Origin of the sequence: Akkermansia sp. GGCC_0220 (assembly GCF_017566105.1) — a bacterium.
Taxonomy (GTDB): Bacteria; Verrucomicrobiota; Verrucomicrobiia; order Verrucomicrobiales; family Akkermansiaceae; genus Akkermansia; species Akkermansia massiliensis.
In genome coordinates, this window is sequence record NZ_JABFCI010000006.1 from 110622 (window position 1) to 123511 (window position 12890).

Annotated in this window: 11 protein-coding genes; 8 read left to right on the top strand and 3 right to left on the bottom strand. The window is 59.8% G+C overall.

From position 1 onward, the window contains the following. Positions 1-6: 6 nt before the first annotated feature. Both rpsM and queG read right to left on the bottom strand, forming a co-directional pair. On the bottom strand, positions 7-384 hold the full coding sequence (gene rpsM, locus HJW02_RS06210) for a 30S ribosomal protein S13 (RefSeq protein WP_022396508.1): 378 nt from the start codon (positions 382-384) through the stop codon (positions 7-9). A gap of 118 nt (positions 385-502) precedes the next feature. Then, the gene (gene queG, locus HJW02_RS06215; RefSeq protein ID WP_180971042.1) at positions 503-1612 is read right to left on the bottom strand and encodes a tRNA epoxyqueuosine(34) reductase QueG; all 1110 of its coding nucleotides are present in this window, start codon (positions 1610-1612) and stop codon (positions 503-505) included. Between the two features lie 53 nt (positions 1613-1665). Between queG and HJW02_RS06220 the strand changes: the two genes are divergently transcribed. Genes HJW02_RS06220 through dprA form a run of 3 tightly spaced genes read left to right on the top strand, consistent with a single transcriptional unit; the run spans position 1666 to position 4822 of the window. Beyond that, positions 1666-2589 (top strand): ELM1/GtrOC1 family putative glycosyltransferase, encoded by a 924-nt coding sequence (locus tag HJW02_RS06220; RefSeq protein WP_022396506.1) that lies wholly within the window; start codon positions 1666-1668, stop codon positions 2587-2589. Further along, positions 2586-3698, top strand: a complete 1113-nt coding sequence (locus HJW02_RS06225) for a glycosyltransferase (protein WP_102722664.1) — start codon at positions 2586-2588, stop codon at positions 3696-3698. The genes HJW02_RS06220 and HJW02_RS06225 overlap by 4 nt, the downstream gene beginning before the upstream one ends. Further along, positions 3695-4822 (top strand): DNA-processing protein DprA, encoded by a 1128-nt coding sequence (gene dprA / locus HJW02_RS06230; protein ID WP_022396503.1) that lies wholly within the window; start codon positions 3695-3697, stop codon positions 4820-4822. The genes HJW02_RS06225 and dprA overlap by 4 nt, the downstream gene beginning before the upstream one ends. A 99-nt stretch (positions 4823-4921) precedes the next feature. Here dprA and HJW02_RS06235 read toward each other — a convergent pair whose 3' ends face one another. After that, positions 4922-5536 (bottom strand): hypothetical protein, encoded by a 615-nt coding sequence (locus HJW02_RS06235; RefSeq protein ID WP_022396502.1) that lies wholly within the window; start codon positions 5534-5536, stop codon positions 4922-4924. A gap of 568 nt (positions 5537-6104) precedes the next feature. Between HJW02_RS06235 and HJW02_RS06240 the strand changes: the two genes are divergently transcribed. The 5 genes from HJW02_RS06240 to gcvP all read left to right on the top strand — a co-directional run bounded on the left by HJW02_RS06240 (position 6105) and on the right by gcvP (position 12764). Next, positions 6105-7028 carry a D-alanyl-D-alanine carboxypeptidase family protein gene (locus tag HJW02_RS06240; protein ID WP_022396501.1) on the top strand — a complete coding sequence of 308 codons (924 nt, stop codon included), beginning with the start codon at positions 6105-6107 and terminating at the stop codon, positions 7026-7028. 58 nt (positions 7029-7086) lie between these two features. Beyond that, the gene (gene ychF, locus HJW02_RS06245; protein WP_102722663.1) at positions 7087-8208 is read left to right on the top strand and encodes a redox-regulated ATPase YchF; all 1122 of its coding nucleotides are present in this window, start codon (positions 7087-7089) and stop codon (positions 8206-8208) included. A gap of 75 nt (positions 8209-8283) precedes the next feature. Next, positions 8284-9369, top strand: coding sequence for a glycine cleavage system aminomethyltransferase GcvT (gcvT, locus tag HJW02_RS06250; protein ID WP_102722662.1), 1086 nt, complete (start codon positions 8284-8286; stop codon positions 9367-9369). Between the two features lie 70 nt (positions 9370-9439). Beyond that, complete coding sequence (gene gcvH, locus HJW02_RS06255) at positions 9440-9820, top strand: glycine cleavage system protein GcvH (RefSeq protein ID WP_012419500.1); 381 nt, start codon at positions 9440-9442, stop codon at positions 9818-9820. Between the two features lie 97 nt (positions 9821-9917). Further along, on the top strand, positions 9918-12764 hold the full coding sequence (gcvP, locus tag HJW02_RS06260) for an aminomethyl-transferring glycine dehydrogenase (protein WP_102722661.1): 2847 nt from the start codon (positions 9918-9920) through the stop codon (positions 12762-12764). The last annotated feature ends 126 nt before the right edge of the window (positions 12765-12890 follow it).

Below are 12890 nucleotides of genomic sequence, written 5' to 3' on the forward strand. Positions count from 1 at the left end.
GGCGGATTACTTCTTCTTGGCCTGCGCGCCAACGGTCTTCTTCTTGCCTTTACGGGTGCGGGCATTCGTGCGGGTACGCTGGCCACGGACCGGAAGGCCGCGGCGGTGGCGCTGACCGCGATAGCAGTTGATGGAGGTCAGACGCTTGAGAATGGATTGCTTTTCACGACGAAGGTCACCTTCAATCAGGATTCCGTCAGTGGTGATCACTTGAACAATCTTCGTGAGTTGTTCGTCGGTAAGCTGTCCCGTACGGATGTCGGGATTGATGCCTGCTTGTTCCAGGATTCTCTTAGAAGTCGAGTGCCCGATTCCGTAAATATACGGAAGGGAAGCCTCGATGCGCTTCTCGTTGGGTATTTCTGTACCGAAAAGGCGTGCCATAATGGATTGGATTTGCTAGCTGTTATTTTTCTCTGCCTCGCGCAGAGCTATTGCTTGGGGCAAGATGGATACCATAAATTGAGGTTTTGACAAGAGCAAAACGTCATTTTTTCTATTTTTAATCTCTTGCGCCGCTTGAACATGCATGCCGCCCGTGGCGGCGCAGGATGCGTTCCACCGCCCAGGAAGCATGCTCCGCCACGAGGGAGGACTCTCCGGAAAGCGCCTTCAGAAAATCAATGTCATCCGGAGTTCCCGCATTCCCCAGCACAATGCAGCCGTTGCGCAGCAGCCCCTCCCTCTTGATTCTTTTCAGGGGGGAATTCCGGAACAGGTCCGCAAAGCCGCCGGCATCCAGGGCAAGCAGATCGCGCAGCGGAATGGAGGCCAGCAGGCGGGACATGCGGAACCGTTCATCCGCCTCCGGCAGGGGCTTCCCGTTCCAGGGGCAGACCGTCACGCAGGTGTCGCACCCGTACAGCCGTGTCCCTACCAGGGGGCGTATTTCCTCCGGAATGGAGCCCCGGTGTTCAATCGTCCAGTAGGAAAGGCAGCGTCCGGCATCCACCTGGCCGTTTTCCATGATTGCGCCCGTCGGGCACAGGTCCGCACAGCGCCGGCAGCTTCCGCACCCGTGGGAGACCGGAGTGTCCGGCTCCAGCTCCAGCGTGGTCAGCAGGGTGGCGATGAAAAAGCGCGAGCCTCCCTTCCTGCGAACGATCAGGCCGCTTCTTCCGCGCCATCCCAGGCCGCACGCTTCCGCGTGGTCCCGTTCCATGACGGGTCCGGCGTCCACATATCCCTTTTGCTCGCCGCCGTAAATGGAAAGCAGTTCCTGCAAATCCGCCAGCTTCTCTTCCAGAATTCCGTGGTAGTCCCTTCCGTGGGCGTAAAGGCAGATGCTTCCCTCCCCCTCCGGACGCATGGCGGGGCTGTCATAGTCATAGGACAGGCAGATGACGGAACGGCAGCCGGAAAGCACCTCCGCAGGGTCCGCCCTCCGCTCCGGAGAACGCGCCATCCATTCCATCCCGGCGTGCCAGCCCCGTTCCAGCCATTGGAACAATTTTTCCGCATGCGGGCTCCTTCCCGCACGGGCCACCCGGCAGCCGGAAAACCCAAGCTGCCGGGACACGGCGCACAGGGAATCTTTAATAACAGCGGGATCCGGCGTCAGCACGCCCGCATCATGGACAAGAGCGCCCCTTCCACCAAGAATTTTCTTCAATCCGGTGGAAATTGGATTGCCTGCACCCTGCCGCCGCTTCATAATAGACCTATATGAACATCCGGATTCTGAGCGATGGGAAACAGGGCCATCTCAACCAGTCCCTGGGACTGGCGCAGGCTCTGATTGCCAAAGCAGGGGGGGCCGTGGAAACGGTGGACCTGCAGGGACTTTCCCTTCTGGGGAAAATCCGGAAGGTCGTCTCCGGCAGCGACACGCCGCAGCCGGACCTGTTCATCTCCGCCGGACACGCCACGCACATCCCGCTCATCTGCGCCCGCCATCATTTCAAGACCCGGGCTGTCCTCTGCATGAAGCCCACGCTTCCCTGCACCTTTTTTGACCTCTGCCTCATTCCCCGCCATGACTTGCGCCCCGGGCGCGACTATACGGATACGGGCATCTTTCCCACCCATGGAGCGCTTCACCCCATGAGGCCTGATCCCTCCATCCCGAAGGACATCACCCTGATCCTCATCGGAGGTCCCAGCAAGGATTTTGACTGGGATGACGAAGCCATGCTCAACCAGCTCTCGGACATCAGCATCAACACCCCCGGCAACATCGTGCTGACCACCTCGCGCCGGACGCCGACGGGCTTTGCAGAGAAAATCCAGACGGCCGTTCCGGAGATCACCGTCGTTCCAGTGGAGGAAACGCAGCCGGGGTGGGTAGCGCGGCATCTGGCGCACGCCTCCGCCACCTGGGTCAGCCAGGACAGCGTCTCCATGGTATATGAAGCGCTGGGCGCGGGGGCGCCCGTAGGCGTCCTGGCTGTCCCCCGCCGCCACGGCAACCGTAAATCCCGCATCCTGTCCGGCCTGGAAATGCTGGAAAAGGAAGGCTTGGTCACCGGATACCGGGACTGGAAAAAGCAGGGCTTCCGCCTGGCAGCGCCCGGAGCCCCCCTTCTGGAGGCGGACCGCGCCGCAGACTACATCCTCACCAGATTCTTTCCCCAACTCCACGCTTTATGAAAATAGTGCATCTCGTCCCCTCCATGGAATCCGGAGGCGTGGAACAAGTCGTCATGGAACTGGGCAGCGGCCTTTCCGCCCGGGGCGTGGAAAACATCGTCGTCTCCGGCGGCGGACGCCTGATTCCCCGGCTGGAAAAGGAAGGCTCCCGCCACATCCTGATGCCGATCGGCAAAAAAAGCCTCGCCACCTTCTTCCGCATCGGCGCCCTCCGCGCCCTGCTCCAGGCCGTCAGGCCGGACATCCTGCATCTTCATTCCCGCGTTCCCGCCTGGGTAGGCTACCTGGCATGGAAAAAACTGCCGCCGGAAGACAGGCCCGGCCTCGTCACCAGCGTGCACGGCTTTTACTCCGTCAACCGGTACTCCGCCATCATGAGCCGGGGGGAACGGGTGATTGCCGTTTCCAACTGCATCCGGGACTACATCCTCACCCATTATCCGTCCACTCCCGAGGACCATATCAGAATCATCCCCAATGCCATTTCCCCGGACCAGCACCACCCGGACTACTCCCCTTCCCGGGAATGGCTCACGGGCTGGCATATGTCCTATCCCGAGCTCAAGGGAAAATTCACCCTGTGCCTGCCAGGCCGCATCACGCGCCTGAAAGGGCAGCTGGACCTGATTCCCATTGTAAGACAGCTTCTGGAACGGGGAATTCCGGCCCACGCCGTCATCGTGGGAGAGACCAAAAAGGGAAAGGAAGAATATAAAAACGAAGTCCTCCGGGAAATTGAGCGGGCCGGCGTCTCCCACGCCTTCACCTGGACCGGCCACCGCCAGGACCTGCGGGACATCATTTCCACCTGTTCCGTCACTCTTTCCCTGACCAAAAGCCCGGAGGCCTTCGGCAAATCAACCCTTGAGGCGCTCGCCCTGGGCAGACCCGTTGCCGGGTACGCCCACGGCGGAGTCAAGGAACAACTGGACGCCTTCCTGCCGGAAGGAAACATCGCCGTGGGGGACACCTCATCCATGGCTGCCCTGCTTTCCCGCTGGTACGCCCAGCCCCCTCCCCTGCCCCGTCACATACCCTCCCCTTACAAGATGGAGGATATGATTCAGGCCCATTTGGACGTTTACCAGGAACTGACCCCTTATTCATGACGCCCCGGGAAGCCGCCATAACCCTGAACCTGATACCGGGGCTGGGCCCTGTCAGGGTCATGCGCCTCATGCAGGTATTCGCCTCTCCGGAACTGGTTCTGGAAGCTCCGGCCTCCATGCTGATGGATATTCCCGGCATCGGGGCACAGCTGGCTCGCCACATCTCATCCTGGCGGAGCATCGTCAATCCGTACCGGGAGCTGGAACTGGCGGATAAGGCGGGGGCCACGGTCACCACGGTCTTTGACGCCTCCTATCCCGCCGCCCTGCGCGAGCTGACGGACGCGCCCATCGTCCTTTATTCCTGGGGATCCTGGACCGCGGGGGATTCCGAACGCTCCATCGCCGTCGTCGGTTCACGCATGGCCACCCACTACGGCAGGCTATGCGCCAGAACCGTCTCTCATGACCTGGCGGAGGCCGGGGTAACCGTCATTTCCGGACTGGCGCGCGGCGTGGATACGGAGGCCCATACGGGAGCCCTGGATGCGGGAGGACGCACCGTCGCCGTCATCGGAGCGGGCCTCAGCAAGCTGTATCCATGGGAAAACAGAAACCTGGCGCAGCGCATTGCGGACGGCCATGGAGCGGTAGTCTCCGAATTCCCGATGGAGCTGCCCCCCTCCCGCACCACCTTTCCCATGCGCAACCGCATCGTGAGCGGCTGGAGCCGCGCGACGCTGGTGGTGGAAGCCTCCGGACGCAGCGGAGCCCTGATCACGGCGCGGACGGCAGGGGAACAGGGACGGGAGGTCTTCTGCATTCCCGGCCCGGTTGACCGGCATTCCTCCGACGGCTGCCACGCCCTCATCCGGGACGGAGCCACGCTGGCCGCCGGAGCCTCCGACATCCTGCATGACATGAAATGGACCGCCCCGGAACAGGGTCTGCCCCTTTTTTCCCCATCCTCCCTTTCCGCCGCTGCACCTCCGCTGCCTCCCACTGCGGAGGAAAAGGAAATCCTCCATGCCGTCAGGATGGGCTTCAATACCATTGACACCCTCTGCGCCTCACTGGGGAAACCGGCATGCGCCATTACGCCGCTTCTGTCCAGAATGCAAATTGCAGGGCAAATCACGCCGGATGCAGGCGGATACTTTTCCATCAACCACAAGGGACACTAGACAGTTCTCCTCCCTTTCCGGAAATGTCTCAACAGCAGGCAGGGCGCCCCCGGACGGCGGCAGCCCGCGTCAGCCCGGTTAAAGGAACAGAAAAAGCTCCTACTGCTTAACCTCCTTGCGCACGGCATCAATCCAGGCGGAAATCGTCTCCGCCTGCTCCCACTTGACTGGGGCGGCCAGCTTCTTCTTGGACACGGGATCGGAAACTTCAAAAATCACTCCATATACAAACTTGATGTCGTCCGGGTTTCTTTTCTTCTGAAAGCGGCCTTCCTGCTGGGCCTTGAAATCTATCTTTTCATAGGACGCCAGGAAAAGCGCCAGCATCAAGCCGTCCTCTCCCTTGATCGGAGAAACGAGCGGCACCACCGGGCATTTCACCTCCTTGCCCCGGATAATGGTCTTGACCAGCCTCGGTTCCACCTTCTTCAAAATATCAAGCTTCTTTGAAATATTCTCCTTGGCAAATGCCTTTTCAAAAACGGCCAGGTTACTGTAATCGTTCTTGTCCCGGAAGGGAATCATTGCCTCCATGCTGTTCTCCCCGTCCAGCAGCTTCACTTCAACGCACGTTTCCTTCTGCTCCATGGACACGGAGGACTTGGCGCTGTCAGCGCATCTCTTGGTATCAAAAGAGGGCGTCTTGAACGGAAGAACTTCGGCGCAGGCCATGCAGGAGGCTACCAGTGACAAAAACAGGACGGAAACTTTCATGATGATTCAAATTTATGGTAAGGAACCATAATCGTCTATGCTCCGCAATGACTTTTTTCTTTGCTTCCGGGCTGCTTCCGGCAAAAAAAACTTTCTTCTCATGATGCAAAACAAATACCCTCAAACATCTAAAACAGCCGTCAAGCTACCTCCTAACAGTTATTATTCCAGAAATTAAATATGTCAACAAGGGAAGATCCCTCGCGCTTCAAGGCCTGCGGAAGAACTCTCATGCCTGCAACAGACAGTACATGCAGGGCCAAAACCCCATAACGTGTTTATATTAATGCAAACATAAAAACATGCAGAAATATTTCTTAAAAAAATAACCGTTTACGGACATATTTTGAACATCTTTTTGCGGGATAAAGTCTCACCCTTCACAAGATCTATCCGACGGGTGGGAAAAGTAACTCAAAATCCGTCCAGGGTGGTTTTTGGTTCCATAGGTAGTTAATAGAGAGAAAAGGCCGCGGATCAAACAACCCGCGGCCTTTTTTTGTCCAACTCCCTTTCAAATGCGGAGTTTGGGCTTGATGAATGAAACTTCTTACTGTAGCAACAAGACATGCGTTTGTTCGCCCTTCTCGCAGGATTCACCCTTTGCCTGAGCTCCACGAGCTGCCAATCGTATGGGGATTCAAGTGATTACATCCCCCTGGCAACGCCTGTTCCCCCGCAGCTTTCCCAGCCGGTAGCCAACGCCCTTCCCCGCCCCGCCAACTTTCCCACGCGTCCGGTAGCCATTCCGCCGAGCGCCCCCCGCACGCCCCGCTGTGCCAGCGCCTGCGTCATGGACGCCCTCACCGGAAAAGTGCTTTTCTCCCACAACGGACTCCAGCACCGCCAGGTAGCCAGCACGCAGAAACTCGTGACGGCCATGGTCGTCCTTGAACACGGCAGCCTGGACAGGAAGGTGGTTATCCAGCCTTCCGACACCAAGGCGGATCCCACCAAGCTGGGCTTCCGCGCCGGAGAAGTCTATTCCCGCCGGGAACTGCTCAATGCCCTGATGATCCGCAGCTTCAATGACGTAGCCGTGGCCCTGGCCCGCGACACGGCGGGGTCCGTTCCCCGTTTCGCCCAGTTGATGAACGCCAAGGCGCGCCAGATGGGCATGTACAACTCCCGCTTCGTCAACCCCAACGGTCTCCCCGCGGACCAGTACTCCACTGCCATTGACATGGCCCGCTGCGCCTATTACGTCTACCGCAATCCGGAACTGCGCAACATCATCTGCAAACGCCAGTACGCCTTCACCCGCGCCAACGGCAAGACGCTTCTGCTGAGAAACACCAACAAGCTGCTCACCCAGCACCCGTGGGTCACCGGCATGAAAACCGGCTACACGAACGCCGCCGGCCGCTGCCTGGTTTCCTCCGCCGGCTTCAACGGCCGCCATGTCATCGTCGTCGTTCTCGGCTGCCATCCGTCCCGCATCTGGGCGGAATCTGAAAACCTGCTCAAATGGGCCCTGGGTGACGCCGCATAAATGCACGGCGGCAATTGGTATTTGACTTTCACGGCGTGAGCCGCTATCAGTCCTGCCTATGTTACAGGCAGGTATTGTAGGTCTCCCCAACGTCGGCAAGTCCACCCTCTTCAACGCGGTCACCAGAACCCGCAAGGCCCAGGCGGCCAATTATCCCTTCTGCACCATTGATCCGAACGTGGGCATGGTCACGGTGCCGGACTCCCGCCTGCAAGTGCTTTCCGACATGTCCGGCTCTGAAAAAATCATCCCCACGCTCATTGAATTCGTGGACATTGCCGGCTTGGTCAAGGGCGCCTCGGAAGGAGCCGGACTGGGCAACCAGTTCCTGGCGAATATCCGTGAAGTGGACGCCATCGTGCAGGTGGTGCGCTGCTTTGACAATGACGACATCATCCACGAGCTTGGTTCCGTGGACCCCCTGCGCGACATTGAAATCATCAATTCGGAGCTCATTCTGGCGGACATCGCCACCATGGACAAAAGGCTTTCCTCCCGGGAGCGCAAGGCCCGCAGCGGAGACAAGGAAGCCAAGGCGGAGGTGGCCCTCATCACCAAGCTGCTGCCCCACCTGAATGAGGGCAATCCGGCCCTCACCTTTGAATCGCAACTGGATGACGACGAACGCAAGCTGCTCCATTCCTTCCAGCTCCTTTCGGACAAAAAAAGCATCTTTGCCTGCAACGTCAATGAAGACGAACTGGCGGACGCCATCAACAATCCGGACACGCACCCCTACGTCTCCCAGGTGAAAAAATACGTGGCGGAACACCACAACGCGGAGGCCATTGTCATCTCCGCCCGGATTGAAGAAGAACTCATCGACGTTTCGGATGAAGAAGCCCGCGAATTCCTGGAATCCCTGGGCGTGCAGGATTCCGGCGTTTCCGACCTCATCCGCGCCGTGTACCACCTTCTGGGCCTGCGCACCTACCTCACCACAGGAGTCAAGGAAACGCGGGCCTGGACCATTCCGGCCGGGGCCAAGGCCCCCCAGGCGGCGGGCGTCATCCACACGGATTTTGAACGCGGCTTCATCGCTGCGGAAGTGGTGCATTACGACGACCTGGTATCCTGCGGCGGCAAGGCCGGAGCGCGGGAGCACGGCAAGCTGCGCATTGAAGGAAAGGAATATGTCGTCAAGGACGGAGACGTGGTCGAATTCCGCTTCAATGTTTAGCCCAAAGCTTTACCGGAATTCCATTGACTTTTCCTGATGCAGAGAGCAGATTGCTCATAACCTTCACATCGCCTCATGACTGATCCCGACGTCAAATCCACCCCTTTGGCAGCCAAGCACGTTGAACTGGGAGCCAGAATGGTTCCCTTCGCCGGCTGGAACATGCCGGTGCAGTACACCGGCATCCTGGACGAACACAAAGCCGTGCGCGAAGCCTGCGGCATCTTTGACATCTCCCACATGGGCCAGTTCACGGTGGCCGGCGCCGCAGCGGCTGCATGGCTGAACTCCATGCTGACCAATGACATCAATAAACTGGACATCGGCCAGGGGCAATACTCCATCATGCTCAATGACCGGGCCGGAGTCATTGATGACCTCATCCTGTACCGGATGGAGCCGGAAACCTTCTTCGTGGTGGTGAACGCCTCCAAGATTGACGAAGACTTCGCGTGGCTCTCCGCCCACAAGCCCGCGGACGTGGTCCTGGAAAACCATTCCGACGAATATGTGGGCCTGGCCGTCCAGGGCCCCAAATGCGGAGAAATCTTCGCCCGCGTCATTCCCGGCGTGGAGCTCCCCCCCCGCAACGGCATCTCCCGCATCACGGTGGACGGAACGGACCTCCTCGTCTGCCGCACCGGCTATACCGGGGAAGACGGCTTTGAATTCTTCTGTCCGGCCCGGGAAGGCGTCAAATGGTTTGAAGCCTTCCTTGACGCAGGCGCCAAGCCCTGCGGCCTGGGCGCGCGCGACAGCCTGCGCCTGGAAATGTGCTATCCTCTGAACGGTTCCGACCTCGCTCCGGACAAAACGCCTCTGGAAGCCGGGCTCGGCTTCTTCTGCGCGCTGGATACGGACTTCACCGGCGCCGACATTCTTCGTGAACAGAAAGCCAATGGCCTCACCCAGCGCCTGGTGGCTATTGAATACACCGGCAAGGGAGCTCCTCCCCGCTCCCACTATGCCGTTCACGTTCCCGGAGGAGAAGCCATCGGAGAACTTACCAGCGGCGTGCTCTCTCCTTCACTGATGAAGGGCATTGCCCTGGCCTACCTGCCTGTCGCCCATGCCAAGGTCGGCACCGAGCTGGAAATTGACGTAAGGGGAAGGAAATTCCCTGCCGTGGTAGTTAAAAAACCCTTTTATAAGAAAGGTTGACACTACGGCGCAAAAATAAACTGACAAACACTGCATTTTACTACACTCTCACCTCAAACAATTACATCTTATGCACGACGTACCAGAAAATCTGCTGTATTCCAAGGATCACGAATGGATTGAAATTGACGGGGACATCGGCACCATCGGCATCTCAGACCATGCACAGGCCGAACTCTCCGATGTAGTCTTTGTAGACCTTCCCGAAGTAGGCGCCACCGTTGCCGCCGGCGACCCCGTCGCCGTCGTGGAATCCGTCAAGGCCGCCAGTGACGTGTACACCCCGGTTTCCGGTGAAATCCTGGAAGTGAATGAAGAACTTTCCAATGATCCCTCCCTCATCAACTCCGATCCTTACGGAGCAGGCTGGCTGTACAAAATCCGCCTGGACGTTCCCACGGAAACGGAAGACATGATGAACGCCACGGACTACGAGGAATACTGTTCCTGACCCGTTCTTCCCTCCCCCGCCCCGGTGATTCCATCCCGGGGCATTTTGAATTTAACCCGGCCCCCGCGGCCGGGCTCCATTACCTGCCAGATACCACATGAATACCCACTCAGACTTTGCCAGACGGCACATCGGCCCCCAGGGGGAAGAACGCCGGGAGATGCTTGACAGCCTCGGCTACCAAACTCTTGATGAACTCATTGCGGACATCGTTCCCGCAGACATCCGGATGCAGGATTCCCTGGACCTGCCCGCAGCCAAATCGGAAACGGAAGCCCTGGAGGAACTCCGTTCCATCCTCCGGAAAAACAAGCTTCTGAAAACCTTCATCGGCCAGGGCTACTACGGCACCATCACGCCCTCCGTCATCCTGCGCAACGTACTGGAAAATCCCGGCTGGTATACGGCCTACACGCCCTATCAGCCGGAAATCGCCCAGGGACGCCTGGAAATGCTCATGAACTTCCAGACCATGGTCTCCTCCCTGACGGGCCTGCCGGTGGCGAACGCCTCCCTGCTGGATGAAGGCACCGCCGCCGCGGAAGCCGTCACCATGTGCCGGAACGCGCGCCCCAAGGCAAACACCTTCTTTGTGGCGGACACCTGCCACCCCCAGACCATCAGCGTCATCCGCACCCGCGCCGCCTTCCAGGGCGTCAACATCCTGGTGGGGGACTGGACCTCCTTTGACCCCGCCTCCGTCGGCGCGGACCTGGCCGGGGCGCTCGTCCAGTATCCGGACACGCTCGGCCGCATCTGCGACTACACGGACTTCTTCTCCCGCGTGCATGCCACGGGCGCGCTCTGCGTCGTGGCGGCGGACCTGATGTCCCTCACCGTCATCCGGGAACCCGGCGCCTTCGGGGCTGACATCTGCATTGGCAACACGCAGCGTTTCGGCGTTCCGATGGGCTTTGGCGGCCCCCACGCCGCCTACATGTCCTGCACGGACGCCCTGAAGCGCCGCATGCCCGGCCGCCTCATCGGCATGTCCATAGACACCCAGGGCCGCCCGGCCTACCGCCTGGCCCTGCAAACGCGGGAACAGCACATCCGCCGTGACAAGGCCACCTCCAACATCTGCACCGCCCAGGTGCTTCTGGCCGTGCTGGCCGCTTTCTACGCCGTATACCACGGGCAGGAAGGCCTCAAGCGCATCGGCACGGAAATCCACCGGAAAACCAAAAGCCTGTACAAGGCGCTCACGAACGCCGGCATCACCATTGAAAACAAGGACTTCTTTGATACCCTGCTGCTGACCGTTCCCGGCCAGGCGGACGCCATGGTCCGGAAAGCCCTGGAAGCGGGTTACAACATCCGCAAGGTGGATGCCGGCCACGTCACCATTTCCCTGGATGAAACCGCTACCTGCGCAGACGTAGAGGCGCTGGCCTCCGCCCTTGCGGGCGCGGAAACCTCCGCCCCCTGCTGCTGCGAGACTCCCGCCTGGGCCCCAGTCCATACGCGCCAGACGCCCTTCTGCACGGAAACGGCCTTCAACTCCTACCATTCCGAAACGGAAATGATGCGCTACATCCGCCGTCTGGAATCACGGGACCTGGCCCTGAACGAAGCCATGATCCCTCTGGGCTCCTGCACGATGAAGCTGAACGCCGCTTCCGAGATGATCCCCATCACGTGGCCGGAAACCAGCTCCCTGCATCCCTTTGTTCCGGCGGACCAGTCGGAAGGCATCCGGGAAATGCTCTCCATCCTGTCCGACCGCCTGGCGAAAATCACGGGCTTTGCCGCCGTCTCCCTCCAGCCCAACGCGGGCGCGGCGGGGGAATACGCCGGCCTGCTGGCCATCCGCCGCTACCAGAAGCACGCCGGGGAAGGCCACCGCGACGTCTGCCTCATCCCGACCTCCGCCCATGGAACGAACCCCGCTTCCTCCGCCATGGCGGGCCTCAAGGTGGTGCCCGTCAAATGCGACGAAGGCGGCAACATCGACATGGAGGACCTGAAAGCCCAGGCGGAAACCCACCGGGACAACCTCTCCTGCATCATGGTCACCTACCCCTCCACGCACGGGGTGTATGAACAGACCATCAGGGAACTCTGCGACATCGTCCACGCCAACGGCGGCCAGGTGTACATGGACGGCGCCAACATGAACGCCCAGGTGGGGCTGACCTGCCCCGGTTGCATCGGCGCGGACGTCTGCCACCTGAACCTGCATAAAACCTTCGCGATGCCGCACGGCGGCGGCGGTCCCGGCATCGGACCCATCGGCGTGGCGGAACACCTCGTTCCCTTCCTGCCCGGCCACCTCACGCTGGGCCATGAGGAAGGAGCTGTGGCCTCCGCAGCATGGGGAAGCGCCTCCATTGCCGCCATCTGCTGGATGTACCTGTCCATGATGGGACCGGAAGGCCTCAAGGAAGCCACGGAAATGGCCATCCTGAACGCCAACTACATCGCCAGAAAGCTCGGACCCCTCTTCCCGGTCCTCTACTCCGGAAACAAGGGACTGGTGGCCCATGAATGCATCCTGGATCCGCGCCAGCTCACCCATGACGCCGGACTCACCGTGGATGACATCGCCAAGCGTCTCATGGACTACGGCTTCCACGGCCCCACCATGTCCTTCCCTGTTCCGGGAACCCTGATGGTGGAACCCACGGAATCTGAACCCAAGGAGGAGCTGGACCGCTTCATTGAAGCCATGGAGCGCATCCATGCAGAAATCATGGCCGTCATCAACGGCACGGCGGACAAGGAAGACAACGTCCTGAAAAACTCCCCCCATACCGCGGAAATGGTCTCCGCCGACGAATGGCGGCACCCCTACTCCCGCAGTGAGGCGGCCTATCCGGTAGCCGGCCTGCGCATCCACAAATTCTGGCCGTACGTGGGCCGGGTGGACAACGTCTACGGGGACCGGAATCTGGTCTGCACCTGTGACACGGTGGAGGAATTCTCCAAAGCCGTGGAAGCGTAACGCCAAATATAACTTTTAACCTGGAAGGGGCTGTTCCATTTATTGGGGACGGCCCTTTCTATTTCCGCAGAACAAGACCGCGCCTTCGAGGAAAATCTCTTTCCTGGGCATCGCGCCACCAACGGG